Source organism: Vibrio sp. H11, from assembly GCF_004804295.1.
GTDB lineage: Bacteria > Pseudomonadota > Gammaproteobacteria > Enterobacterales > Vibrionaceae > Vibrio > Vibrio ostreae.
In genome coordinates this window covers 302,728-328,951 of sequence record NZ_SSHN01000003.1, presented here as the reverse complement: position 1 = coordinate 328,951, position 26,224 = coordinate 302,728, and the positions used below count along the sequence as shown (strand labels likewise).

Annotated in this window: 24 protein-coding genes and 1 pseudogene; 8 read left to right on the top strand and 17 right to left on the bottom strand. The window is 50.6% G+C overall.

Going from position 1 to position 26,224, the window contains the following annotated elements; genetic code table 11:
- Nucleotide 1 precedes the first annotated feature (1 nt).
- Both E6C74_RS06435 and E6C74_RS06430 read right to left on the bottom strand, forming a co-directional pair.
- Nucleotides 2–511, bottom strand: a complete 510-nt coding sequence (locus E6C74_RS06435) for a TRAP transporter small permease (protein ID WP_136483864.1) — start codon at nt 509–511, stop codon at nt 2–4.
- Nucleotides 512–519: 8 nt separating this feature from the next.
- Complete coding sequence (locus tag E6C74_RS06430; protein WP_136483863.1) at nt 520–1,557, bottom strand: TRAP transporter substrate-binding protein; 1,038 nt, start codon at nt 1,555–1,557, stop codon at nt 520–522.
- Nucleotides 1,558–1,901: 344 nt separating this feature from the next.
- On the opposite strand from E6C74_RS06430, the gene hemB reads away from it, so the two are divergent.
- Nucleotides 1,902–2,888, top strand: a complete 987-nt coding sequence (hemB, locus tag E6C74_RS06425) for a porphobilinogen synthase (protein ID WP_136483862.1) — start codon at nt 1,902–1,904, stop codon at nt 2,886–2,888.
- Between the two features lie 81 nt (nt 2,889–2,969).
- Here the strand turns inward: hemB and E6C74_RS06420 are convergent, their stop codons facing one another.
- Nucleotides 2,970–3,944 carry a sensor domain-containing diguanylate cyclase gene (locus E6C74_RS06420; protein WP_136483861.1) on the bottom strand — a complete coding sequence of 325 codons (975 nt, stop codon included), beginning with the start codon at nt 3,942–3,944 and terminating at the stop codon, nt 2,970–2,972.
- A gap of 269 nt (nt 3,945–4,213) precedes the next feature.
- Between E6C74_RS06420 and E6C74_RS06415 the strand changes: the two genes are divergently transcribed.
- Together E6C74_RS06415 and E6C74_RS06410 are read left to right on the top strand one after the other, a co-directional pair.
- Complete coding sequence (locus E6C74_RS06415) at nt 4,214–4,984, top strand: transporter substrate-binding domain-containing protein (protein ID WP_168796971.1); 771 nt, start codon at nt 4,214–4,216, stop codon at nt 4,982–4,984.
- Nucleotides 4,985–5,118: 134 nt separating this feature from the next.
- Nucleotides 5,119–6,228 carry a succinylglutamate desuccinylase/aspartoacylase family protein gene (locus E6C74_RS06410; protein WP_136483859.1) on the top strand — a complete coding sequence of 370 codons (1,110 nt, stop codon included), beginning with the start codon at nt 5,119–5,121 and terminating at the stop codon, nt 6,226–6,228.
- Nucleotides 6,229–6,314: 86 nt separating this feature from the next.
- On the opposite strand, the gene E6C74_RS06405 is transcribed toward E6C74_RS06410, so the two are convergent.
- Complete coding sequence (locus tag E6C74_RS06405) at nt 6,315–7,163, bottom strand: helix-turn-helix transcriptional regulator (RefSeq protein WP_136483858.1); 849 nt, start codon at nt 7,161–7,163, stop codon at nt 6,315–6,317.
- Nucleotides 7,164–7,338: 175 nt separating this feature from the next.
- On the opposite strand from E6C74_RS06405, the gene E6C74_RS06400 reads away from it, so the two are divergent.
- Nucleotides 7,339–8,058, top strand: coding sequence for a prephenate dehydratase domain-containing protein (locus E6C74_RS06400; RefSeq protein ID WP_240798137.1), 720 nt, complete (start codon nt 7,339–7,341; stop codon nt 8,056–8,058).
- A 255-nt stretch (nt 8,059–8,313) separates the two neighbouring features.
- Nucleotides 8,314–8,751, top strand: a complete 438-nt coding sequence (locus tag E6C74_RS06395; RefSeq protein WP_136483856.1) for a ribosome recycling factor family protein — start codon at nt 8,314–8,316, stop codon at nt 8,749–8,751.
- Between the two features lie 138 nt (nt 8,752–8,889).
- Here E6C74_RS06395 and E6C74_RS06390 read toward each other — a convergent pair whose 3' ends face one another.
- The 3 genes from E6C74_RS06390 to E6C74_RS06380 all read right to left on the bottom strand — a co-directional run bounded on the left by E6C74_RS06390 (nt 8,890) and on the right by E6C74_RS06380 (nt 11,558).
- Nucleotides 8,890–9,717 carry a Cof-type HAD-IIB family hydrolase gene (locus E6C74_RS06390; RefSeq protein ID WP_136483855.1) on the bottom strand — a complete coding sequence of 276 codons (828 nt, stop codon included), beginning with the start codon at nt 9,715–9,717 and terminating at the stop codon, nt 8,890–8,892.
- Nucleotides 9,718–9,882: 165 nt separating this feature from the next.
- Nucleotides 9,883–10,668 (bottom strand): TSUP family transporter, encoded by a 786-nt coding sequence (locus E6C74_RS06385; protein ID WP_136484008.1) that lies wholly within the window; start codon nt 10,666–10,668, stop codon nt 9,883–9,885.
- Nucleotides 10,669–10,694: 26 nt separating this feature from the next.
- Entirely contained in the window at nt 10,695–11,558 is an 864-nt protein-coding gene (locus E6C74_RS06380; protein WP_136483854.1) for an NAD(P)-dependent oxidoreductase, read from the bottom strand.
- Nucleotides 11,559–11,903: 345 nt separating this feature from the next.
- On the opposite strand from E6C74_RS06380, the gene E6C74_RS06375 reads away from it, so the two are divergent.
- On the top strand, nt 11,904–13,244 hold the full coding sequence (locus E6C74_RS06375) for a PLP-dependent aminotransferase family protein (protein ID WP_136483853.1): 1,341 nt from the start codon (nt 11,904–11,906) through the stop codon (nt 13,242–13,244).
- 193 nt (nt 13,245–13,437) lie between these two features.
- On the opposite strand, the gene E6C74_RS06370 is transcribed toward E6C74_RS06375, so the two are convergent.
- The 6 genes from E6C74_RS06370 to phhA form a co-directional block, all read right to left on the bottom strand.
- The gene (locus tag E6C74_RS06370; RefSeq protein ID WP_136483852.1) at nt 13,438–14,868 is read right to left on the bottom strand and encodes an aspartate kinase; all 1,431 of its coding nucleotides are present in this window, start codon (nt 14,866–14,868) and stop codon (nt 13,438–13,440) included.
- A 127-nt stretch (nt 14,869–14,995) separates the two neighbouring features.
- A complete protein-coding gene (locus E6C74_RS06365; protein WP_136483851.1) occupies nt 14,996–15,388 on the bottom strand; it encodes an ectoine synthase in 393 nt (130 codons plus the stop codon).
- Nucleotides 15,389–15,397: 9 nt separating this feature from the next.
- Nucleotides 15,398–16,663, bottom strand: a complete 1,266-nt coding sequence (gene ectB / locus E6C74_RS06360) for a diaminobutyrate--2-oxoglutarate transaminase (RefSeq protein ID WP_136483850.1) — start codon at nt 16,661–16,663, stop codon at nt 15,398–15,400.
- Between the two features lie 17 nt (nt 16,664–16,680).
- Complete coding sequence (ectA, locus tag E6C74_RS06355; protein ID WP_206208382.1) at nt 16,681–17,229, bottom strand: diaminobutyrate acetyltransferase; 549 nt, start codon at nt 17,227–17,229, stop codon at nt 16,681–16,683.
- A 675-nt stretch (nt 17,230–17,904) separates the two neighbouring features.
- Entirely contained in the window at nt 17,905–18,234 is a 330-nt protein-coding gene (locus tag E6C74_RS06350; RefSeq protein WP_136483848.1) for a 4a-hydroxytetrahydrobiopterin dehydratase, read from the bottom strand.
- Nucleotides 18,227–19,018: a phenylalanine 4-monooxygenase gene (gene phhA / locus E6C74_RS06345; RefSeq protein WP_136484007.1), complete on the bottom strand. Its 792-nt coding sequence runs from the start codon at nt 19,016–19,018 to the stop codon at nt 18,227–18,229. Before phhA ends, E6C74_RS06350 begins: the two co-directional genes overlap by 8 nt.
- Nucleotides 19,019–19,245: 227 nt before the next feature.
- Here phhA and E6C74_RS06340 point away from each other — a divergent pair, with 227 nt between their 5' ends.
- Together E6C74_RS06340 and E6C74_RS06335 are read left to right on the top strand one after the other, a co-directional pair.
- Entirely contained in the window at nt 19,246–21,231 is a 1,986-nt protein-coding gene (locus tag E6C74_RS06340; RefSeq protein WP_136483847.1) for an acetoacetate--CoA ligase, read from the top strand.
- A gap of 101 nt (nt 21,232–21,332) precedes the next feature.
- Nucleotides 21,333–22,232, top strand: a pseudogene (locus tag E6C74_RS06335) (LysR family transcriptional regulator); the annotation flags it as partial.
- Nucleotides 22,233–22,698: 466 nt separating this feature from the next.
- On the opposite strand, the gene E6C74_RS06330 reads toward E6C74_RS06335, so the two are convergent.
- Genes E6C74_RS06330 through E6C74_RS06315 form a run of 4 tightly spaced genes read right to left on the bottom strand, consistent with a single transcriptional unit; the run spans nt 22,699 to nt 26,221 of the window.
- Nucleotides 22,699–24,117 carry an ATP-binding protein gene (locus tag E6C74_RS06330; RefSeq protein ID WP_136483845.1) on the bottom strand — a complete coding sequence of 473 codons (1,419 nt, stop codon included), beginning with the start codon at nt 24,115–24,117 and terminating at the stop codon, nt 22,699–22,701.
- Nucleotides 24,107–24,763 (bottom strand): response regulator, encoded by a 657-nt coding sequence (locus tag E6C74_RS06325; RefSeq protein ID WP_136483844.1) that lies wholly within the window; start codon nt 24,761–24,763, stop codon nt 24,107–24,109. Before E6C74_RS06325 ends, E6C74_RS06330 begins: the two co-directional genes overlap by 11 nt.
- On the bottom strand, nt 24,763–25,401 hold the full coding sequence (locus E6C74_RS06320) for a hypothetical protein (RefSeq protein WP_136483843.1): 639 nt from the start codon (nt 25,399–25,401) through the stop codon (nt 24,763–24,765). The genes E6C74_RS06325 and E6C74_RS06320 overlap by 1 nt, the downstream gene beginning before the upstream one ends.
- A gap of 13 nt (nt 25,402–25,414) precedes the next feature.
- Nucleotides 25,415–26,221: an SDR family oxidoreductase gene (locus E6C74_RS06315; protein WP_136483842.1), complete on the bottom strand. Its 807-nt coding sequence runs from the start codon at nt 26,219–26,221 to the stop codon at nt 25,415–25,417.
- Nucleotides 26,222–26,224: the final 3 nt, after the last annotated feature.

The following is a 26,224-nucleotide window of genomic DNA, read 5'->3' as shown; positions in this document are numbered from 1 at the left end:
ATCAGGCTCCTTGCGCAGCAGGTTTCGGAGCCTGCTGATAACAGATCAGGGCGGCAATCCGCACGATCAGAGTCAGGCACAACATGCCCATCCCGATCAGCACCATTCCCTGCGGGATCCACAACGGTGTTTCTGCCAGCGACTGACTGGTAGTACCGCGCACAAAACTACGCGCTACGGTTAGCCACCAATAATAGCCGACCCAGAGAAAGAAAGCGCTGGCCAGAAGCGAGGCGAACAAATCCAGTATCCAGCGCTTCGATTCAGCAATTCGGTCCAGTACCACATTGACCCGGATCAGACCATCCCGCTCCAGGCTGTAACCCAAAGCAAAGAAAGTCGAAGCCGCAACGGCATAGCCGACAAACTCGTCCAGAACAAAAGTCGACATACCAAAAAAGCGCAAGCCGATCTCAACAATAATATGCACGAACATGTACAGGATCAGCGCAATGGCCATTCCTCCGCACAGTCGGTTCAGCGCATGAGATAAACGGATTAGTGTCTTCATCGGCGTCCCTATTTGCTCTGCGCAAACTTGTCCATGATGGTTTTGCCGCGCTCACCTGTCTCTTCCAGCCAATCTTTCAAGGCCGGTTGAGCCGCCTGCTGCAGTTGCAAAATAAAATCAGCCGGCAGCTCTTCAAGAATAGTGACATTGTTGGCACGTAATTCAGCATAATTGTTCTGGACGCGAGTACGGACTGTTTGCCAGTTATGTTGGTCGGTGTTACGCGCCGCCTGCATGATCGCCTGCTGCTGCTCATCGCTCAGAGCATCAAATTCATCACGATTCATGTGCACCATATTGAGTGGAATCGCATACTGAATCGCACTGTAAGAGTTGAGATTTTCCCAGAAGCGGCCACTTGCGCCTGCATCAGCCGAAGTCAGTACCGCTTCGATCCCGCCAGTCGACAATTGCGGTACCACATCGGCCCAAGACAGATTAACCGGTGCTGCACCAGCGGTTTTAAACGTCAGCGTACCATTCTTGTCGTAAGTGCGGATTTTCAGGCCTTTTAAAGTACGTTCACTGTTGACTGCATGCTTGGACCAGATACCACTCGCCGGCCAAGGAGAGGCATACAACAGGATTTCATTATTGTCGGCAAACACTTGCTCATAGTATGGCTTAGCAATCCGATACAACTTTTCTGCGTCATCCTCGCTCTTAACCACAAACGGCAATGAAGAAAGCAGGAAAATGGGGTCAATACCGGCCATGCTGCCTGCCAGTGTATCCGCCAGCGGCACCGCTCCGTCAGAAACCGCGTAAAAGTGGTCAACGGATTTAAAGCCGAGCGAACCGCCAGTATGCAAAGTGATATTGACTTCATCTTTGGTCAGTTCCTTGACCTGATTGATAAAGTACAGATCACCCTGGGCGTGAATAGATTGTGCGTTGTACTCATTGGAAAAATCGAGTTTAACCTGGGCATTCGCCAGTGGCGTCACTGCCATAGATAAAGCCGATAACATCGCTGCCGCGGTCAGCTTTTTAAGTAGCGTTGTTGATCTCTGTTTAACTGACGTTGGTCTTTTTTCAAGTAACATTGATCTCTTTTCAAGTAACATTGTTGATTTCCTTCTCAAAATGAATCCTCAACTTTCACTCTAAGTAGGAAATCTTACCCTCGGTATTCCCGGCACGACGTCGGGACGGCGGTTAACGACATAGCCGCGGAAATTAATTAACTGTTCTGATAGTAACCAAGCAATTATTTGATTTTGATATAAAGCTACCAATTCATTTCCGAACGCGCCATGATGGAGTCACAGCGCTCAACTTAGCTGCTTGCCGAGACTCAGGCGTCATGAAGACCCATTCCCCAGGCGCTGAATACGGACATCGGCCCAGCCATACCGGCAAGCACAGAATTATCAGTAAGGTGTCCCGAATGGAAAACCCATCTCTTGTTGCGCCCGTAAAGCGCCCGCGTCGTTTAAGAGCTCACACTCATATCCGCCAGATGGTGCAGGAAACTCAGCTTTCGGTCAGTGATTTTATTCAGCCAATTTTTATTGAAGAGGGCATCGAAGCTCCAGTTGCCATTCCTTCACTGCCGGGCGTCAATCGTATTCCGGAATCTGATATCGCACGTGAAGTTAACGAGTTATACCAACTGGGTATTCGTTACGTGATGCCGTTTGGCATATCTAAACATAAAGATGAATGCGGCTCAGATACCTGGCATAACAATGGCCTGCTGACCCGGATGATTCGCACGATTAAGGAAGCCTGTCCGGATATGATTGTTATCCCGGACATCTGTTTTTGTGAATACACCACGCACGGCCATTGCGGCGTAGTGCACGACGGCTATGTCGATAACGATCTGACCGTGACTAACCTGGTCAAGCAGTCTGTTGCCGCGGCGAAAGCCGGCGCTGATATGCTGGCACCTTCCGCGATGATGGACGGCCAGGTGGGCGCAATTCGCCAGGGCCTGGACGCTGCCGGTTATCCGACCGTGAGCATCATGGCGCACGCAATTAAGTTTGCCTCGGCGTTTTACGGCCCGTTCCGCTCTGCGGTGGATTGTGAACTGGAAGGCGATCGCAACACCTATCAGGCCGATCCGCACAATGGTCGTCAGGCTCTGCTCGAAGCGGCGCTGGATGAAGACGAAGGTGCCGATATCCTGATGGTCAAACCAGGTACACCCTATCTGGATGTGCTGAAATCACTGAGCGATAACACTCGCCTGCCGTTGGCGGTGTATCAGGTCAGCGGCGAGTACGCGATGCTGAAAAATGCCGCGCAGGCTGGTTTGATTGAAGAGCAGCGCGCCGTACTGGAGACCATGGTCGGTTTTAAGCGTGCGGGTGCCAGCGTGATTGTGACGTACTACGCTAAAGAACTGGCACAATGGTTACAGCACTGATGCACAGGCTAAGGTAAGTCTCTTTATCCTCAGCACTCTATCGCCCGTACTGGTTAATGGTTAACGGTTAATTATTCATCGTTACGGGCGATTGCCTTTCTCGGTAGCGTCAATACGCTGCACTCCGTTCTTACCGGATTTTTTCACTGCATACATGGCACGATCAGCCAGCTCATACAGTTGCTCAAAGCTGTACTGTCCGGCACTAAACTCGCAAATACCGATACTAAAACCAATTTGCGCCGCACCGTTTTCCAGACGAATCGGCTGACTGACCAGCGTCAGCAGTTGATCGGTACACTGATTAAGCGCAGCCTCATCCTGCGCCGGACACAGCAGCACAAACTCATCGCCGCCGAGACGCGCCACCACAGAATGTTCAGGCGCGCAGCGGGTCAGCCATTGTGACACCACCATCAGCACACTATCCCCGGCCTTATGTCCGAGATGATCGTTAACGGCCTTAAAATTATCCAGGTCGATAAACACCAGTGACCAAGGTCCGGATTGAGCTAGGCCGCACAGCTGTTCAAACTCATCCAGCAGTGCATTGCGGTTCAACAGCCCCGTCAGCGGATCCTGACTGGCCAAACGCGACAGTTCCAGTTCATAGCGTTTTTCATTGGTGATATCGATGTGAGTGCCCATGATCCGCAGCGGCGAACCATCTTCCGCATACTCGACAATCCGCCCGCGATCGGAAACCCAGCTGTGGCTGCCGTCTTTGTGCAGCATACGGTGCACCACCTGGTAGGTATCCGTGCGTCCGTAGAGATGGTCCTCAAACGCTCCGACCGCCAGGTCATAATCATCCGGATGCAGTTTGCTTTTCCAGGTCTCAATATTCGCTTCCAGCTCATTGGGCTGAAAGCCGAGCATCTGGCCCCACTCCATATTGAAAATACGCAGCTGTCCGGTTGGAACTTGCTGCTCCCACAAACAGAGCCCGGTACCATCCAACGCCGCGTTGAGTTTTTCCTGTAAACGTTCATTCTGCCGGGTAAGCTCTTCGACCCGAAGCTCGAGCTGTTGAATGCGATCTTGACTGTCTGGCATTGCCGTCACTTAGCACCGTGTAACTGATAACCAATGAATAACCTCTAGTCTGCCACAAATTCCGTGTCAACCACATCCCGGATAGAGACAATTCATCGCGCGGGGGAAATATCGCTTGCCATGGCAAGGCTTATACTCAGGTGATGCGAGTTGATGCTCCTAAGCATCGTTATGCAGCGCACGGCAGTCCGCCTGACGTAGACTTCCCACACCGTGACCGATACAGTGATCAGACACTTTTTAATGCCTTTTTCATCACGGAAGAAATCATGAGACACATCAGTTCCCTTATTCTGCTTTGCTCGACCCTGTTTGCGGCCACCACACAAGCTGGTGGTCCGCCGCTGCGTATCGGCGTCGATGCCACCTTTCCTCCGTTTGAGTCCACCAATCCGGACGGCTCTCTGACCGGTTTCGAAATTGATCTTGGTAACGCAATTTGTGCTGAAATCAACAGAACATGCCAATGGGTACCTTCGAATTTTGATGGCCTGATCGTCAGCCTGAAAGCACGTAAAATTGATGCCGTGTTCTCTTCTTTAGGGGTTACCGAGCAGCGTAGCCGCCAGGTGAATTTCACCAACGTCGTGTGGAGTGGCTACTCTTCGATGCTAAGCCGCAGTGAAGAAGGACTGGCCGCCAATCCACAATCGCTACAGGGCAAGGTGGTCGGCGTTCAGATGGGCTCAATGCAGGAAGAGTTTGTACGACAGCGTTTTGAGCAGCATGGTATCCAGGTCAAGACCTACCAGGATCAGGACCAGGTCTATGCCGATCTGCTCAGCGGCCGTATCGATGCCTCTTTTCAGGATATGATCCAGGCTCAGTTTAACTTTATTGATCGTGGCAACAAGGCGAGCTTTACCAACTTGCAGATTGAAGACGAACTGCTGCCGGCCGATACCGCGATTGCAGTGCGTAAAAACGACCGCAAGCTGACTCAGCAGCTCAACGAAGGTCTGGAAAAAATCCATGCCAATGGTACTTATGACCGTATCCAGCGCCAATACTTTGGTGACCTGCAGCTTTATCATCGCTAACCCATTTTACCGATACTCATCAAATGACCGTCGATAACATGAGTGTCGATTTCATAATGAAAAGGCAGCCACGGCTGTCTTTGTTTTATTGACCGCGTGACCTTGTGTCATTGGCTTTACCCTACAGGCTCACTATGAAACATATTCAGACCCCTTTAATCGCTCCGGTTCCCGGCACTCAGCGCTGCATAGACAGCTTTCATTTCGGGCCACAAGATGCCGGCAAGAAAGTCTATATTCAGTCCTCTCTGCACGCTGACGAATTACCCGGCATGCTGGTCAGTTGGAAACTGAAACAGCAATTACTCGAGCTCGAACAGCATGGTTTGCTGTTGGGAGAAGTGGTATTAGTGCCGGTTGCCAACCCGATTGGGCAAAACCAGCACATCATGGATATTCACCTTGGCCGTTATGAGCTGGAAAATGGTGCTAACTTTAATCGCAATTATTACGATACCTACAGTGACGTGCGCGCGGCAATCGCAGACCAGCTCAGTGACGATACCCAGCATAACAAGCAGCTGATTCGCGCCGCGATGAGAACAGCGCTGCTTGCTCAGACCGTCACAACCGAATATCAGTCACATCATCAGGCGCTGCAACTGCTGAGCCATGATGCGGATGTGATGCTCGATCTGCATTGTGATTTTGAAGCAATGCTGCACACCTACAGTACCTATTATTCGTGGCCGGGTATCGAACCGCTGGCGCGGGCTCTGGATTCACAAGTCAATATGCTGGCGAATGAGACCGGTGGCAGCCCGTTTGACTGCAGCGTGGATATGATCTGGCAGCGTCTGCAGGCTGAATTCGGCGAACGGATCCCTCAGGGCTGTCTCGGCGCTACCATTGAGCTGCGCGGCCAGGCTGATGTGAATGACACATACGCCGAAAAAGACGCCAATGCTATCATCCAGTACCTGCACACCCTGGATATCATCAGCGGCGATACCATGATGCCGGAGGGTACGGCGCCAAGCAGCGATTTAGCTGCTGTTGAGACTCTGACGACACCGATGGGTGGATTATTGGTACTGCATGCGCAGCCGGGTGACTGGCTGCAGGCCGGCGACCTGTTTGCCGAAGTGATTGACCCGGTCAGCGATAAAGTCGAACCAATCCGGGTCAGCCAGGCAGGAAGAGTCTACTCACGCACCAATCGTCGCATGGCAACGGCCGGTATGCTGGTTGGTAATGTGGCCGGAGAGAAAGTGATCCGCAGCGGCTATCTGCTGGCACCTTAACCGGTTAAAGCAAGCTGCTGTAAACAGAACCTTTTGGTCATAAAACTTTTATCGAGAGCTCTGAGGCAACAGCTTGCCCAATCCCTTCAATAGTTTTCTGCCGCAGTAAAAATATGCGGGTCATCGAGACTGCCACAGGCGGTCAAGCGCGATAAAACCGCAGGTGATAGGTTGTTATCATCGATCCGCTCCAGGCTGACTCCGCGCAATTTTTGTTTCAGTGGCTGCTCACTGCTTAACTTTTCAAAAACGACCCGCGAAGTGAACGGAATACGTGAGTTGCGCCCCTGAATCCCCATGGTCAATCCAGAGAGCAGATGGACATTGCCGCGGGTTGCGCCATACAGAATCGTCTGGGAAACCGCACGCTGACAATGCACGCTGTAATCCACGATCTGCAGACGTTCGCCCAGCAGAAACAGGACACCAACAAATTTACCGATATCACAATGCTCCTGCATCGCCTGGCCGGATTCGACCCGTTCGTAGAAATGCGAATAGCCAATGCCATTTTTCATTGTCAGGCGGGCAAAACTTTTGCTGATATGTCCGGGATAAGACGGGGTCATATAGTAGTAATAATAATCGCCGAGATAACGCTCCAGCCCCTGAGCGGAATGTTCTATCATGCCTTGTAATTGCCGGCTATAGCGCTGGCTCTGCGGCGAATCATCCACCAGGCGCAGAGGTTGGTGAGTGATCGGCTGGGTTGATAACAGCTTTTTGAATAACTCCGGCTCAAGATAAATTTCATCACTGTCGACACCAAAGTAATCGCAGATTTTACGCAAACTCTGCATCGAAGGCTGACTGTAGCCGTTGAGGTATTTGGAAAACTGCTGCCGGTTGATGCCGATTTTACGACTGCACTCAGTGACATTACCTACATAACTGCATAGAAGACGAAGATTGACTGCTATATTTTGCAATTCCATACCAACAAACCAAATATTTATTCAAAATCCTGCACTTTTTAACACATCCGTCTGCGAAGCGACAGGCTTATGTGAAGCCAGATCGGGCTTTGTAAAAAAACCTTCGCCGGAGGCTTCTCGTTACCGGGATTAAATAATAAGCTAGTGGTTTAACACCATAATAAGGAAAATTGTCGTGAAACGATTGGCTACCATACTGTTGGCAGGAACAGCATTATTCGCATCGGGAACATTTGCTGCCAGCAGTGATCATATCTACGTACAGGCATCCAAAGGCAGCTTTAACGATGCAGCGATCAGCAAACTGTTTAAGCAACAACCCAGTTTAAAAGCGGATGTCGACTTTTCCGGTACACCGCTCAACACTTTTATGCAGGCTGATCTGCACAATTCTCTTGCTTTCAGCGCAGTTGAAAACTCAACCATCGATGGACACCTGGTTCAGGCGACGGTCGAAGCGTTACAGCAATACAAACTGGTGGACGTCAAAGCCTTCATTACCACACCGATTGAAATGTGCGTATTAATGAACCGTGCTGATGTGGCGTCCAAACACCCGATTACGCTAATAGCCTCCCATCCGGCGGCGCTCAAACAGATCAAGAGCTGGAAACAGAGTCTGGGGGTGAAAGAACTGTCCGTGCCGGAAGGCACTGCAGTCGCCGCGCAGCGCGTTTCGAACGGTGATATGCCGGATGGTACAGCCGCTATCGGGGCCTGTGTACTGGAAAAAGTGTACGCCAACCTAGTCGTGGTTGAGCAAGGCGTGCAGGACAACAAAAATAATACCACGTCATTTCTGTTAATGGATGTCGAAAAACGTGTTTCGCCAATCAGTCAGCAGCAGGCGCGTCAGGAACTGCAAGCCGCGATTGATCTGGGCCAGAAGCTTTAGTCTACCAAGAGCTTTAGTCGACTAAGAGCTATAGCCTGCCAAGAGCTATAATCCGCCGCATCAACCACAATCCTTTGAATGCTCTATGCCCGGACTGCCATGCATAGAGCATTCTCACTGAGCACCTGGCCAATAGATTGTTGCTCCCAGGCTTGGTAACGTTATTCTTTGTTCTGAATTGTGACTTGTCTATAAATGGTTTTTGACTTGTACCTTGAGTCGCCACTTTTACCACCACAGCCCCCATGACTGCCCATGCCCAAATCCCGCACCAAACTGCAAGATAATCCCCTGCCAGATAAGGCAAACGAAGTGCTGACGATTGCCCTGCCATCGTTGATTCATCGCATTGGCCGGTTACATACCCAGGTACTTAAACAACTGGCGCTGGCGCAGCAGTGTGAGCTCAAACGAGTCCGCCGTTCACGTCACTGGCAACTGAGCGGTCAGGGAGAACAGCTAGCAGCACTGCTACGCGAGCTCCATGCCAGCCCGGACGCTGAAGCGATTCGGTTTGTCACCCAGAAATTAACTGTCAGTATCGAGGCTTACCAGCGGCAGACGAGGCCAAACCGGCTGGTTGAATTAATCCGGACATCTCCGGGTATTACCCTGGCGGAGCTGGTTCAGCAGACAGGCTGTACTCTGGCTGAGGCGCGTGCGGCACGGGAAGCGCACGAATGGCAACAATAACGCGCAGTTGAAAGCAGACAAAAGTAAAAAAGCGGATACCTTCACCGGTACCCGCCTTCTGTCAGAACTGATTGAATAGCATGGCGATGCTCAAACAACATAGCGTGTTCATTAAACCTTAGCAGGCCTGGTCAAACCTCAACTCTGTTGTTCAAACAGGCGCTCTTCACCGTTTAACAGCGCTTTCAGTACCTGCAGCACACCTTTATCACGGTTACTTGGGGCACGGAAACGGGCCAGAGCTTTGATCTCTTGATGGGCATTCTCAACCGCAAAAGAGTAATAACTGGCCTCCAGCATTTCGACGTCGTTAAAGTAGTCGCCAAAGCTCATGGTTTGCTGTTCGCTAAAGCCGAGTGACTGCTGCAGTTGAGTAATAGCGGTGCCTTTTGAAGCCGAAGCATGCATCACATCCAACCAGATTTTCGCACTCACCACCACTTTATGGCTGGCGCCAAACGCCTGATTGATTACCGGGTATACGTGCTGCTCGGTGCCGCCAAAATGACAGATAGCCACTTTGATGAAATCATCATCGACCGCCAGTAAATCCGTCACCGACTCACAACGGTGATAATATTTTTCAATTTCCTGCAAAGCCTCACGCTCTGTCGTCTCAATGTAGGCCGAACGCTTACCGCATAACACAACATGTGCATCCTCAATCTGACGCGCCTGTTGAATGATCTGCTCAATATCGGCTTTCTTTATGGTACTGCTGTGTAACTCTTCACCCTTGTACATCACCAGGGTGCCATTTTCAGCAATAAACATGATCTGATCCTGAATATCAGCAAAAGTGTCGAGCAGGCTGTAATACTGACGTCCGGAAGCAGCCGCGAACAAAATTCCGCGCTCAGCCAGTTGCTGGTGCAGGGCAAAAAACTCCGCATCAAGCTGGCCGTTTTCATCCAGCAGAGTGCCATCCATATCGGTGGCAATAAATTTGATATTCGGTTGTGACATGTTGTGGGGCTCTTGTTTCTGTTATCAATCAATCATCAACCGCACCGCCATACAGTGCGGAGACTATCTCCGTACTGTACAACGTCTGGCGTGAAACTGTAAGAGAACAAGCAATGAAATCATCGCGCGTCGCGGACATTCACACGCCATCCGGGGCTGCGATGCTCAAGCCAACAAGAATTTGTAACCTAATGAGAGCATCAACAGGCTGAGCGACAACGAAATGGTGCGCTGGATTAACTTCGGGCCATACTTGAGCGCGGAAGAACTGCCTGCATGGTTCCCAAGCAGATTCATCACCACCAGCGGCAACGCCAGCGCATACAGCACATGACCGGCCAGCATAAAAGCAATCAATGCCCCAAGATTAGACGCAAAATTAAATAATTTGGACGTCGCCGACGCTGCCACAAGATCAAATTTAAGCAAATAGTGCAGCGCGATGATCAAAAAACTGCCGGTACCGGGGCCAAAAAAGCCGTCATAAAAGCCAATCACCAACACAGTTAACGGCACACCAACCAAAAGGACCGCTCTATTAACGGGTGCACTGACCTCATTGGCCCGCTCTTTTTTTGGTACAAAAGACAATGCAATCCCGACAGGTAACAGCGCCAGAATAATTTTGCCGACCGTGTCCGGTTCAAAATAGAGTATGGCCTGAGCGCCGGCGTACGCCCCCAGCAATCCGGCCGGGATCCCCGCCGCCACCGCCATCCAGACCACTCTTTTATTGCGCACAAAATTTCTGATCGCGGCCAGCGTACCAATAGTACTGACTATCTTTTCCTGTCCGAGCGCTACCTGCGCGGGCAGACCGGCTAAAATAAAGGCCGGCACCAGTACCAGTCCGCCGCCGCCGGCCACACTATCGATGAATCCAGCCGCAAACGCTGCCGCCATCAGAGCCACTAACATCCAAAACGTAATATCACTACCCAGCCAATCCATCATGCTCTTATCCTTAATATTATTTTTTACAGACAGGCTTTGATCAATACCGAGGTATCCATCCGGCCTAATCCCTGTTGCTGTAAGATCTGATACTGACGATCCACTTCGGCGGTGAGCGGCAGTGTTAACTGATGACGCTCCGCCTCTGCCAGACAAATCGCCAGGTCTTTGCGCATCCAGTCGATAGCAAAACCAAAGTCGAAGCGCTGCTGACTCATGGTTAAAGCGCGATTTTCCAGTTGCCACGAGCCGGCGGCCCCCTGTTTGAGAACCTCGACGACCTGGCCGATATCCAGCCCTGCAGCATCGGCCACCAGCAGCGCCTCACTCAGCCCTTTCAGTACACCGGCGATGCAAATCTGATTGACCATTTTGCAGCGCTGGCCCTGCCCATGCTCCCCCAGCAAAGTGGCTTGGCGGGCATAACAATCAAACACCGGCTTCATCGCTGTAAACACGGCTTCCTCACCGCCGCACATCACCGTCAAAGCGCCCTGCTCTGCACCGACCTGACCACCGGACACCGGCGCATCAATAAAATGTACCCCCTGCTTGCTGCAGGCCCGGGCGAGTTCCTGCGCCAGTTCGGCCGACGTGGTGGTGTGATCAATCAAAGTCGAGCCAGGCCGCATTGCGCCTAACACTCCTGATGGTCCGTACACCACACTGCGCACATCGTCATCATTGCCGACGCACACCAGCACCACATCCGCGCCCTGGGCTGCCAGAGAAGGCGTTACGGCATGCCGCCCCGGGTAACACTCCAGCCAGTTGATCGCCTTGTGCTCATTACGGTTATAAACACAGGTCTCGAACCCACGCAAAGCCAGATGCCCTGCCATCGGCGCTCCCATGACGCCCAATCCGATAAATGCTGCTCTTTTCATCTCCGCTCCTTGTGATATCCCACTTTGCCCTATAACCAGGCACTCAACCTATGTCAATTGCAAATTAAACTAAGTAGCCAGAGTAGCCAGGACACTGTACCTTCCAACGCTCAATCCCGACCTAAACTGGCCAGCTGATTGTCAAATCTAATATGAATTCAGATACTTATCGTAAAATACCAACGATAACGACAATCCAAACCACTGATACCCTGACTTTTGAACTAACTTAAACCTCACATTAACATATGTCAATTTAAAAAATTAAATTAGTTGGAAAATACCAAGTCACATTAAGTTAAGTCATGGTTTATAATGAGGCGAATATTGAGTGAGGAGAGCCAGGTGAGTGATACAAAATTCCATAACATAGCCCAGATCATTGAACAGCGGATCGAGCAAGGTATTTATGCATTCAATACTAAGCTGCCTACTCATCGCGCCTTGTCAGAAGAACTGAACACCACACCGGCTACGGTCGCGAAAGCCTATAAATTACTGGCTGATAAAGGACGCCTTGAATCATTCGTCGGCCGGGGCACCTATGTCAGCCGCCAGTCGGAATTGAATCAGGTCATTCAGGCTCCGGACGATGAGCATGAATACAACTTCTCTATTCTGCAGCCCTGCTTATATAAGAATGTTCAGCCTCTGCAACACGCCTATCAGCACGCCGCGGCTCAATTGACCGCCGATCTGATTGGCTATACCGAACATTCCGGTCATGCTGCACATCGTCAGGCCGGTGTGGAATGGGCCAGACATTATGGCCTTGAGGGCGGTCACCAGGAAAATACGGTATTGACCAACGGCGCGCAGCACGCGTTGTTCCTGCTGATCAACACCCTGACGAAACCAGGTGACACCATTGCAGTTGAAGAACTCACCTACCCGGGAATCATGACTGCCGCCAACCTGTCCGGTCGGCACGTGGTCAGCCTGCCGATGGATCACGAAGGTGTGATCCCGCAGCAACTGGACAGAATCATTGCCGAGCACAAGGTCAGCCTGGCTATCGTTGTCCCCTCACACCAAAACCCGACCGGTGTGACCATGCCGGAGCAGCGCCGGCGTGAGATTGCCCGGGTGATTGAACAGAGGAACATCTGGCTGGTGGAGGACGACATCTATGCCTTTCTCAATCCGCACCCAATCCCGGCGATCAGCAATTTTATTCCCGAGCGTGCTGTCCATATCAGTTCGCTCTCCAAAGCGATCAGCCCCGCGATGCGCTGTGGTTTTATCAAGGCGCCCGCCAGCCTGATCCACACACTCAACGCACACATTCGCACCTACACCTGGCTCTCTTCACCGATCAATTACGTGGCAGCAGCGCATTTAATTAACCACGGCGAAGCCTTCCGTCTTGCAGAGCAGCAACGTGACACCGCGCTTGAGCGTCAGGCGATGCTGCGCGATATTTTTCCTCAGGTAGGAGAGCGCTTTAACGGCTACCATGTCTGGCTGCCGCTGCCAGCGCACTGGCGTGCCGACCGTCTGGTAATGGCGGCCAAAGACCGGCAGGTTATCGTCAGCAGCGGCAGTTACTTTGATGTGTCCGGCGACGACAGCAGCCATATCCGCCTCTCTTTGATGTCTGTCAGCCGTGAAGATAAGCTGCAAGAAGGGCTGTTGATCCTCAAGCAACTGATTGACTCCGACGTCAGCAGCCTGTTCCCTTTTTAGCATGAATCAAACGCCTTGCGTATTCACCAAACACCGGTTTGCACAAGCGCGCTCTGTCACTTCAGCGCGGCGCGTGGTATCAATCGAGCATAAAAAAGCCGCCCGGGTTTTCCCCGGACGGCTTGTTCAACCTGTTAATTTGCTTCAGTCCGCGATTTGGACTCCCCGCCACTAGGCGATGCGGGCCAGACAACTACGCCGCTTTGGCTGCTTTAGCTTGGGCTGTCGCAGCCTGCTCATCAATCAGCGCATGATGCAGGGCGCAAATCGCGCTGTTGTAGTCGCTGTCTTCGACCACAAACTGCACATTAACGTTACGCATTGACGAGTGCGCCGCCATCGGGCTGACCTCCACTTCCGCCAGTGCGTGCATACCGCGCGCCAGCGCCTGGTTGGTATTGATATGTGCGCCGATGGCTGAGATTAACGCGACCATTTTCCCGGAGATCGACGCATTAGGATAGCGTTTCTCTGCCTTATACAACACTTTGTTCAGATTATCGCTGGTGCCGCTAAGGAAATAAGTCATCGAGTTAGCGTTCATCTCTTTTCCGACCAGATGCACTTTAGCATCAGCAATGATCTCCATCAGTTCATAACTGACGTTATCAATGTGTCCCACCATGTTCTGATCAAACACGTGTAGCGCAAACACCTTGTTACGGCCGGCAATAATCTCAACTTTATTGTCCTGTGGCTGATGATGACCGGAGATCAGGGTTCCGGGATGCTCCGGCTCAAAGGTATTTTTAACCCGTAGTTCAATCTCCTGATGACGCAGACCAGCTGCCGCATTGGGATGGATAGCTTCCATGCCCAGATTCGCCAACTGGTCAGCGACATCAAAGTTGGTCAGCCCCATCGGGCGGACTTTGTCCGGCCCCACCACACGCGGGTCGGCAGAGCTTAAGTGATATTCTTTGTGAATTATCGCCTGATCGGCATTGGTCAGCGCGGCGATCCGGCTGAAGGTCATTTCACTGTAACCGCGATCATAGGTCTTCATCAGGCCTTCATCGCAGTAGGCGTAGCCGGTCACGATCGGCAGTTCTGTCGTCACATCCACATCATTAAATGCCTGAATAATCACTTCATCCAGGCTACCGCGTGATTCTTCATTCCAGCCGGACAGGTCGACAAAACGCGCATTCACACCCAGCGTTTTGAGTTTTAAACTGGTGTTATACGCACTATGCGCTTCGCCAATCGAAGACAGAAACTCACGGACCTGCGGCAGGTAGTGGCGCAGCGAAAATTGACCATACTGACAGGTGTCCAGAATGTTATTGATGCAGTTGACCGCTTCAGAGATTCGGGAGCGGATAAACTTGTCGGCACGAATCCGGGTGATAGGATCGGCGAACAGGTTTTCATTGATCATCAGCATGCGCTTTTCGAGATCATACATCGCATCCGGCCAGTTTTCGTCGCGTTTGGCGACCATCTGGTAGATGCCGGGTTTACCGCTGCGCTTACACTCCAGCAGCGCATCAGTCATTCCCGAATAAGCCGATACCACAAACACACGGTTATACGGGTCACTCGGTTTAAGCAGAATATTATCAAGTACAGCATCAAACGCTGTCATCGAAGTGCCACCGATCTTTTCTACGGTGTAAGACATGGGGTCTCCTGGTTGTTTGTTTTTTTAGATAAGACATTAGTAAAGACAAAGTGAAAATAAGCGGACTTTACTGCGAAAGTCAGTGGCCGGTTATTCTCACCGGCCACTGGCATACATCACTCAGTGCTTAGTCAGCAACCGGATAAACACCGTCTTTGTCGTGCACTTCGGCTCCGGTCAGCGGCGGGTTAAATACACAGGCCATCACCATATCAGCGCCTTTATCGGCGCGCAGGTAATGCTCGTCGTGCTTGTCCAGCACGTAGAGCGTGCCGGGTTTGATCGGATAGGTTTCCCCGCCGACCACTTCAATCTCGCCTTCGCCGGACATGCAGTACACAGATTCGAGGTGATTCTTGTAATGAATGTGTGTTTCGGTACCTTGATAGATGGTCGTGATGTGAAAAGAGAAGCCCATCTGATCGTCTTTCAATAGCATGCGCACGCTTTCCCACGTGCCCGTTTCTGCAACGATACGGCGTTCACTTTGGCGACATTCTTCCAGGGTTCTTACAATCATGACTCTTCCTTATGAGGCTTGTTTAATGAATTGCGGGGCAACATTGGCCACCGCCTTGTCGAAAATACTCAGACCTTGTGCCAGTTCAGCTTCGCTGATGGTCAACGGACAGAAGAATTTGACCACTTCATCCTGCGGCCCTGCGGTCTCAATCACCATGCCGAGGCGGAAACACTCGCGCGCAATTTTGTCTGAAATATCGCCGTCCTGACATTCAATGCCCTGCATCAGACCGCGACCTTTACGGCGGGTGAACAGCTCAGGATAACGGCTCAGAGCTTGCTCAATGGTTGCACTAACCTGCTCGGCACGCGCTTTGATGTGCTGCTCAAACTCGTCATCGGCCCAGTAAGTTTCCAGCGCTTTCGCGGCGGTAACAAACGCATGGTTATTACCACGGAATGTGCCGTTATGTTCACCGGGCTTCCACTCATCCAGCTCAGGCTTAAACAACACCACAGCCAGTGGCAGGCCATAACCACCAATCGATTTCGACAGGGTCACAATATCAGGTTTAATGCCGGCAGTTTCAAAGCTGAAAAACGTACCGGTTCGGCCACAGCCAGCCTGAATGTCATCCACAATCACCAATACACCATGAGACTGACAAATCTTACTCAGGCGTTGCAGCCACGTATCAGAAGCGGCATTCAAGCCACCTTCCCCCTGTACGGCTTCCACCAGCACGGCCGCCGGTTTGTCCAGGCCAGACGAGTTGTCAGCCAGCATGGCTTCAAACAGAGCCAGACCATCGATGTCAGCATAGCCGTCATATGGCAGGCGGGTAACGCCCGATAAACCTAAGCCGGCGCCACCACGATGATGCTGATTACCGGTTGCGGCCAAAGCGCCGTAAGAGCAGCCGTGGAAACCGTTAGTAAACGCAACAATATTCGAGCGTCCGGTCACTTTACGCGCCAGTTTCATCGCGGCTTCCACCGCATTGGTGCCGGTCGGGCCGGTAAACTGCACTTTGTAGTCCAGCTCGCGCGGGGCAAAGATGTATGTTTGCAGAGCATGCAGAAATTCCGCTTTCGCTTCAGAGTGCATGTCCAGGCCGTGAGTAATACCATCTTTGTCGATGTACTCGAGCAACGCCTGCTTGAAGATAGCGTTGTTATGGCCATAGTTCAGCGAGCCTGCGCCCGCCAGAAAATCGAGGTAAGCATCGCCATCTTTGGTATACAGCCAACTGCCTTTCGCCGTCGAAAACACGACGGGAAAATTGTTGGCATAAGATTGAACGTTTGATTCTTTCTTTTTAAAGATATCCATAACGATGGGATTTATCCTTATCGGTTGGTTCGAGAATTTAGGGGAATACGATACAAGTATTCTGTATCGTGCTCGCCGTCGAAATGGCGAGTCTGATCGAGAAAAGTTGACACTTCACCGCGTTCGCCGTTGGCTTTATCCAGTTTTTTGAACAAACTCCAGGAGCCTTGGTTATCTCGGGTGATTGTCGTTTCGATGACCGTAACGTCAGCAAGATCATCGCGGGTCAACAATTCGGTCAGCATATGGAAAGCAAGACCCATTCCGCGCGCATCCTGATGCACTGCGACTTGCCAGATGAATAATTCTTCTGGTTTGTCTGGCTTGCGATAGGCTGAGACGAATCCTACCAAATCCCCATTGCGTTCCGCTACCACACAGGTACTGCGGAAATGTGTCGATTGCAGGAAGTTACAGTAAGCGGAGTTCTCATCCAGAGGCGAACATTGCGCGATCAACTCGTGAACGCGCTTTCCGTCAGTTCGACTCGGTGATCGAAACGCCCACTCATCCTGAGTGTTGTGCATAATTTCAGGGTATGCGACCCAAGGTGCTGCTGTAATCATTGTCTGCCACATATCAGTTAGTGCTCTAAACAAATTCCTTTTATAAACTAACAGCTCAAATGATTATTTCAACCCTCAATATTACCCAATAATAACAAATTAGCACATAACTTATTGATTTTGAAAAGTATAAAATTATTTAAATTACTCCTAAAACGAAGTTATTTATTTAGATGTGTAAACAAAATGACAGAGCAATAACAAAACAATTTCAATCTCATTACTAACACAAGGGTCACTAGCAAAATTGTTTTTGTTTCGCATTTTGCATTCGCATAATGCAACAGAATGAGTAGAAAAAGGGGAAAAAAGGTGAGATTTAGCGTAAAACCGGGGGTATAAAACTTGGCACATATACTGCATTATTAGAAATGACCCTTATTAAGCCGAGGGTCACCTAGCCAACTGACGTTGTTAGTGAATACTTTTTGTTCACAACTTATATCAAGCCAATCGTGATGATTACGATTGGCTCTTTTTTTATCTGCGAAATACGATCCACCCGGTGTAATACGTTCTTAACGGTGGAATCTTCTCACAGTGTAATCCCAGTCACAGACAGAGCTGACTGAAATCTTCAGGCGGCCAGATGCCCGTCAGTGAGCGAACACATCTCCTTTCACACATGAAAACCTGGCCTCAAACTTAAGCATCACTTCGAACTTAAGCATCACCTCACACCAAAGCATCACATTTCGCGGCACAGATAAAATCGTTTTTGTGCAGTCCTTTGATCGAATGACTCCACCAGGTCACCGTGACCTGACCCCACTCCAGCAAAATGGCCGGATGATGAAACTGCTCTTCAGCCAGTTGCGCGATTTGGTCAGCAAACGCCCAGGCTTGCTTAAAATTTTTAAATCGATAGATTTTTTCCAGCTGTGGAATACCAGCCCGCAGCATCAGCGACCAATCATCCAACTCACGTAATAATGTTTGCTGCTCGGCAGCGTTTAACGCGATGGCATCTGCACCGCACGCCTCACAGCGTAGTTCTTCAAGCATGGTTTTCTTCCTTTGGCGTAAATAGCGGCGGCAGAAGACCTGCCTGCATCGCTTGTTCAACGTGGCTCATTAAATTCATTTTACTCAGTTGATAGAGCTGACGAATATCATCCAACACAAAATATATTGGCTGCATAATGTCTATCCGATACGGTGTTCTGAGCACCCGGTGCAAGTCAAACTCGGCGCGCATAGGAGTGTCACTGCCCAGTGAATAGATCGTCTCTCCCGGAGACGACAGGATCCCTCCACCGTAGATCTTGGTCAAATCACCTTCCCGTACCAGTCCAAACTCGACCGTAAACCAGTAGAGCCGCGCCAGAAAACCACGTTGCTTGGCGGATGCCTCACGCCCAAGCTGACCATATTTGTGGGTAAAAGCAGCAAAATCAGGATGCGTCAGCATCGCACAGTGACCAAAAATTTCATGGAAAAAATCCGGCTCTTGCAGATAGTCAAACTCTTCCCGACTACGTAAAAACGTGGCAACCGGAAATTGCTTTTCCGCCAGCAGGGCAAAAAAACGATCAAACGGAATCAATGCGGGAACTGGCGCAACCCGCCAGCCAGTTTCACGTTGCAGAATCCGGTTAATTTCCGGCAGTTGCGGAACCCGGTCGAGCGGTAAGTCCAGCATACTCAGCCCGTCGAGGTAAGCCTGACAAGCGCGGGGATGAATCACTGATTGCTGACGGGCAACCAGATCATGCCATATCGCATCTTCCTGCTCGCTCCATTGCACCAACCCTTTGTGATTCACTGGCTTGGAATGATAATGTGTCATCATTCCTCTCCTTAACAATTGCGTTACATTAAGCCTATCGCCTTCATTAGTTGGCGCCAATCGCGGCCAATTATTCCCCACCGCCATTCTGTGTAACATTTATTTTACATTGATATTTTTTTACTTAAATATCAGCCATCTGATCCTGACATTCAGGTTTGACTTTAGCCAGATATGGTCAAAACTTGTTGCATTAAAGAATAATTATTGCGCCAGACGAGGACATTATGCCGAACCCGACACCATTGTGGATCCCAAGCGAGCAAAGAGTTGCCGCCTCCAATCTGGCGCAATTCCTGCGTCACATTAATATGCAGGGCGAAGCGTTTGAGGATTATCAGCAACTGCACAAATGGTCAGTATTCAGCAAAAATAAGTTCTGGATGGAAGTATGGCAGTTCTGCGACGTAATTGGCTATCGGGGCAATTGTGTCTATGGTGAAGGAATGCCTCGCTGGCAGGAACTGGTACGCGCCCGGGATACCATCTGGTTTCCACAGGCGCAGCTCAACTATGCTGAGAATCTGCTCTCTTATGCCTATCAGAGCCCAAACGACGTAGCATTGTGGTTCAAAAATGAAAATGGCCAAAGCCGCAAGTTAAGCTGGCAAAAGTTGTGCGATCAGGTTTCGATTGTCCAGCAGTGGCTGAAACAAAATGGGGTCGGCCGCGGTGATGTGGTGGCGGGCTATCTGCCTTATATCCCGGAGTCGGTCATTGCCATGCTCGCGACCACCAGCCTGGGGGCGATATGGACCTCAACCTCACCTGATTTCGGTGTCGACAGCGTGGTTGAACGTTTTGGTCAGGTGCAACCCAAAATCCTGTTCTGCTGCAATGGCTATACTTTTGGCGGTAAAACTCACCGCATGGAAGAGCGCAACGCACAGATCGTCAACACCATCAGCTCAATCCAGAATACCTGCCAGATAGAATATCTGCAGCAACGCGACGACACCCCGGTCTTCAACGACACATTTTCCGACTGGCAGGCGATTCTTGCCAGTTATCTGCCGCGCGGGCTCGAATTCGAGCGGGTCGGTTTCAATGAGCCACTGTTTGTTCTCTACTCGTCCGGTACTACCGGCCAGCCGAAGTGCATCACCCATTCCGTGGGCGGCACCATGCTCAACCACCTCAAGGAGCACCAACTCCATTGTGATATTCAACCCGGTGACCGGGTATTTTACTACACCACCTGCGGCTGGATGATGTGGAACTGGCACGTATCTGCTCTGGCCAGCGGGGCGACACTGGTCATCTATGATGGCAGCCCACTCTACCCGCAACCCAGCGTATTATGGGAACTGGCGCAAGAGAGCGATATGACACTCTTCGGCACCTCTGCCAGTTATCTTGCCACCCTGGAGAAAAGCGGATTTTCTCCCTGTGGCTACGTTAACCTCGGCGCATTGAAAACGCTCTGTTCAACCGGCTCAGTACTCTATCCGGAGCAATTTGATTTCGTCTACTCACAAATTAAGGCCGATTTACACTTGGCATCTATTTCCGGCGGAACCGATATCTGCGGCTGTTTTGTGCTTGGCAATCCGATTTCACCGGTATATCGCGGCGAGTGCCAGGGAGCTGGATTAGGCATGGACATTGCTGTGTTCAACGAGCAGGGGGAAGCCATTATTGAACAGCGCGGCGAGTTGGTGTGCCGCAACAGTTTTCCCAATCAACCGATTGGATTCTGGCACGATAATGGTGAAGCTTATCACCATGCATACTGGGATAAATTTGCTGGCGTCTGGCACCACGGCGATGAAATTGCACAAACAGCTCAAGCCGGTTACCGTTTTTACGGTCGCAGCGATGCTACCCTGAATCCAGGAGGCGTGCGAATTGGCACGGCAGAAATCTACCAGCAGATCAATCAAATACCTGAGATCGTCGATTCGGTTGCTGTTGGCTACAACCAAGGAGATCGTGAAGAAATCGTGCTGTTTGTCCAGTTGCAAGCACCCCATCAGCTCGATAACAACCTGCAAGAGAAAATACGTCACATCCTGAAGCAGCGCTGCTCGCCACGCCATGTACCCGCGTTTATTTATGCGATCAGCGAAGTGCCGCGCACCCGCTCCGGTAAACTGGTCGAATTGGCGGTAAAACAAACTTTGCACGGCGAAGCGGTCAAAAATATCGGCGCACTGGCCAACCCGCAGGTACTGGAAGAAATCCGCCAATCGCTTGGCAGACAACGGGAATGAAGGAATGTCACGTCGCCCGCTGCGCAGTGAAAATAATTCATTACACTATTTTTCCTTAATAATGATATGCTTGCGTCATTGATGAATGGCTTTCTAGTGTTATGGATTATATTCACCTATCGAGATTCAGCTTAAAACACCTTACGGCACTGCACGTCATGCTCAGTACACGCAGCGTGACTCAGACTGCTGCCAGGCTGTGTGTCAGCCCGTCCAGCATCAGTAAAATTCTCGCTCAGTTACGTGCGCTTCTCGATGATGATCTGTTTTATCGCGACGGGAATCAGCTAATTCCAACCCCCTGCGCCATCCAGATGGGACCTGCCGTTCACAGTATTCTCTCCAGTATGAACGGAATATTGCACCAGGCCAATTTTGAACCAACCCAATACAGCGGTCACTATCACCTCGCCATGCGTGAAAGTACTCTGGAGCTGTTTGCCGCAGACATCGCCAACATCATTGATGAGTGTTCCCCGGAATTATCGCTGACCATTCACTCCAAAGAGCATCACGGATTCGAATCGCTGCAACGTGGCGTAATAGACTTTATGATTTTGCCTCATGACATCAGTCAACCCCCGACTCATGCGAAAGATTTAGTGTGGCAGGTGATCACCGGTGATGAAATGGTGTGCCTGATGAATCCCGCCCATCCGCTCGCAGAGCAGGAAATGACGATAGAAAATTATCTGTCATGCCAGCATGTGTCCATTCTGGACAAAGAGCTCAGTGAACCATTCTTTGAAAAAGCACTCGCGCAAAATCACCGCTCGCGACACATCAAACTGACCACATCCGACTTCGGCGCCGCAGCCATTATGTGCCACCACACGGACCTGTTATTTACCTGCTCGCGCCATTGGGCAGAGCATGCGAAACAGGCCAAGGGATTAGTGTGTAAATCGTTACCATTCGATTACGGTACCGTGGCCTACAGCCTGGTATGGAATAAACCAAGCATGAACGATCAGGCGATGAAATGGCTGTGTCAGCGCTTAACCCAAGGCCATTGTGACTGTGTCAGTCCGGGCGGTGAACGCCATCCGGCCTCATCAGAAGGTCCGGTCTCGTCAGGAGAAGGTATGGTGTGATAGGTCACTTGGCCATTAATGGTTGCGTGATCATTAACCGTTAGTTGCCGTAAATAACAGGCGCGGCAACGAACAAGCGCCTGCAAATTATGCCGGCAGTAAAAATGTAGCAATCAGAAAGTAACGTAGAAATTACAAAGTAAAAGAGGTCAGCTTGCGCTGACCTCTTTTGTTCTGTTCTTGATTCTATTTTTTAAAACCCTAGCCATGAGTTGTTAGTCAATAAACAGATTTTGATTGTGTAATCTTGCAGGAACGAGCGCCGTAACCGATTACATGACTAAAGTGTATGGCGAGATCGCGATTTCCGACAGTGAAATTACGTAAATACTCAATTTACCATTTGGAAATTTATCAATAAGCGATTGGCGCACTAGGCTTTAGGCAGGTTCACCCAGAAAGTATTGTGTTCATTTTGTCGCTCAAGCAAAGCCACATCACCACGATGTAAGCGCGCAATATCACGTGTAATGGACATCCCCAAACCTGCTCCGTCACCTTTTTCGGTATTAGCGCGATAGAAATTTTCAAACAGTTTTTCTCTGGTTTCATCACTAATGGCAGGACCGCTGTCACTGACCCAAAGATTGGCACTGCCGGCATCTTCATTGACCCTGATACAGATCTGGCTGCCCTGACCCGAGTAGCGGATCGCGTTATCGACCAGATTAGTGACTAAAATACGCAGCAGCGGCTCATCACCCAGTACAAAAATATCATCGCCTTCCAGTGACAATTCCTGTCCGTTACGCAGCGCCAGAGGCACTAATTCCGCCGTGACATTTTGTGCCAACCGTTTCAGGTTGAGGCTGGCAAACTTCAGATCATGGATACTTTCCACTTTAGCCAGTAGCAGCAGTTGCTGGATCAAACGGTCAGTCCGTTCAATGCCGCGCAATATATTGTTCAGATCAGATTTCAACTGCTCTTCGTTCTGGCTCAGCAGGGCATTTTCCGCGTTGAGCCTTAACACCGTCAGTGGCGTCTTCAATTCATGGGCAGCCATGCGGGTAAAGCGGCGTTCACGCATCCAGGCCTGTTCCAGCTCCTCCAGTAATGCGTTCAGCGCCGCGACCAGAGGGGAAAGCTCCTGAGTCGGGTTGGCAACAAAAATGGTGTCGAGCTTATTAACGTTACGCTGGGCAATCGCCCGTCTCAGCTCTGTGATCGGTTCAAAGTGTTTACCAATCAATAACGTCATCACCAGGGCAAGACAAGGGATCATTATCAGCTGAGGCAAAGCGGTCGATAACGCCAGTTCATGCACCATCTCATCGCGAATCGACTGTTTTTCGGCGACAATCACATATTCGGGACGTGTGTGATAATCATTAGGCAGAGGCAACTGAAAATAGCGCCAGGATTGATGCTTAATCGTCATATAGCCAAAACCGGCATAACGGGGATCATGCGGCGTGGTGGTGATTTCGGGAATTGAGCTCCAGGTTAACTGGCCATTGAGATAAAACTGAACCAGAATATTGCGCTCATAAGGATGACCAAACGCGGTCGCATCGTCGTCATCCTTAGCCTGGGCGGAAATACGCTCCATCCACGTATTGAGCATTTGTCTGGCTTTAGTCGCCTCAAGCCCCTGTTCTTCCAGGGGAATACCAAGTAACAGCAATTTGGCAGATTGGCCAAGACGCGCATCGTACACTTCTTCAATTTCGTGTTGCGATGCCATAAAACTGAAAAACAGAGAGATCAGGATCAACACCGATGACAAGACGACAACGGTAATCGTCAGGCGCTTTTTAATCGAAAACTCTTTCTGACCACTATTTTTCAATGATATACCCCACACCACGAATATTTTTGATCACGTCATTAGAGACTTTTTTACGCAAATTATGAATATGGACCTCAATCGCATTATCACTGCTGCCTTCATCCCAGCCATGCAATGACTGCTGTAATTGCTCTTTGCTCATCACCCGCCCCGCATGAGTGATCAGCGCTGCCAATAATTTAAATTCATTATTGGTCAGTTTGAGGCGCTCTCCCTGATAATCCACCGCTTGCTCAGACAAGGACAAGGACAGCTCACCGACATCAATCCGGGTATCACAAAAGCCTGACTGGCGCCGAATCAGCACCCGCAACCGGGCCATAAGCTCTTCCAGCGCAAACGGTTTGATCAGGTAATCATCCGCCCCGCCATCCAACCCTTTGACGCGATCTTCAATATCATCCCGCGCGGTCAGAATCAAAACCGGCAGGGTGTAACCAGCGCGACGAATATTTTTCAATACCACCAGGCCATCAATATCCGGCAGGGTCAAATCCAATACCACCGCAGCGAACTGCTCGGTCTTTAGCGCCACATCAACGCCAGCGCCTCGTTCAACCCAATCGACCGTAAAACCATGGCGACTCAATGAAGTCACCATGGAACGTCCCAGCAAAATATCATCTTCAACCAGCAGCAAACGCATTATCGTTTAAGTTCTCCGAGTTTCTTGGCTATTTCTTGCTGCCGCCCCTCATCCGCCAACGGACGCTCCGGCCGCGGCTTAGCCTGCTGAGCTTTAGTCAGGTATTGAATCGCTTCGTCTTTACGTCCTTCCTCCGCCAGGAAGTCGCCATAAAAGTAGTTGGAGTCGATACCATCCGGATTGATTTGCAGTGCTTTAAGCAACATGGTCTCAGCCATATCGTCATCCCCAAAGCCAATTGGCCAGCCCGGCACCTGATAGTATAGCGAACCTAAACTGGTATACGCGGAGCCATCTAACGTTTCTGGTGCCTGGTCAATCACTTGTTCCAGTAACACTTTCGCTTCTTTGACCAAGGACAAGGCGCCCAAACCGCCGTCAGCACCTGCCAGAGAAGCTTTGTTTATCGCCAGCCACACTTTCAGTTCGGCCCGGTTGGGCTGCTGTTGCAGGGCCTCTTCGTTCCTTTTGATCAGATTTTCCAGGCAATACACCTGATGATCATTATCTTTTGACTGATACTGACACACCGCCCATTTTTTCTGAATCGTCTGTAACGGGTCCTCTCCTGCAGCAGCTGCGCTGCTTATCATGCCAAGAGTCAGAGTGGCCACAGCCATGGTTGTGATACATTTCATAATCGCGCCCTCGTTATTTAGATGTCGCCTGGTTGATGTAGTGGTGAATCGTGTCCTGTTGCTTGCGAATCGAGTTACTGACCAGCTTGGGCAGCAGTTGATTAACGCGCGCGAACAGTTTTTCCGGCCAGCCAATCCACATCGCGGCCCGCTCTTTTTCCAAAATTGTCACCACATGCTGTGCGACCACCTCAGGGGCGTCACTGTGGTTGCCGAGGCGACGGTTCATCTCAGTAACACGGTCGTCATTGAGGGGGGTGGCTGTCGCTCTGGGAGCCAGATACAGCACCCGGATTCCAGCGCCATCCAACTCTCGATCGAGCGCTTCGCTAAAGCGCTGCACACCGGCTTTGGCCGCACAGTAACTGGTGTAACCAGGAAAACCGATCGACCCGAAGGTAGAACCGATATTGAGGATAATACCCGGACGCTGTAACCAGCCCAGAGCCGCCTGACTGGTTAGAATCGGGGTCATCAGATTAAGATGCATTTCTTGCTGCAACGACTGGGCGGAACGCTGGGCCAGAAAGCTGAATTGATTATTGCCGGCGTTATTAATCAACACATCGATACGGCGCTTTTTGACCTGTGCCAGGCAAAACTCATCCAAGATTTCAATGCCATCGGACTGATTGAAATCAACGCACAGTACCTGGTGACGTTGAGGATAATTCAGACTATTTTTCAACGCTTCCAGTTTATTGCGATTACGGGCGACCAGAATCAATGACGCACCTTTCGCCTCCAGAGCCAACGCCATTTTTTCTCCGATACCACCCGACGCCCCGGTCAGTAATACCTGTTTATCCTGCAAATTCATGCT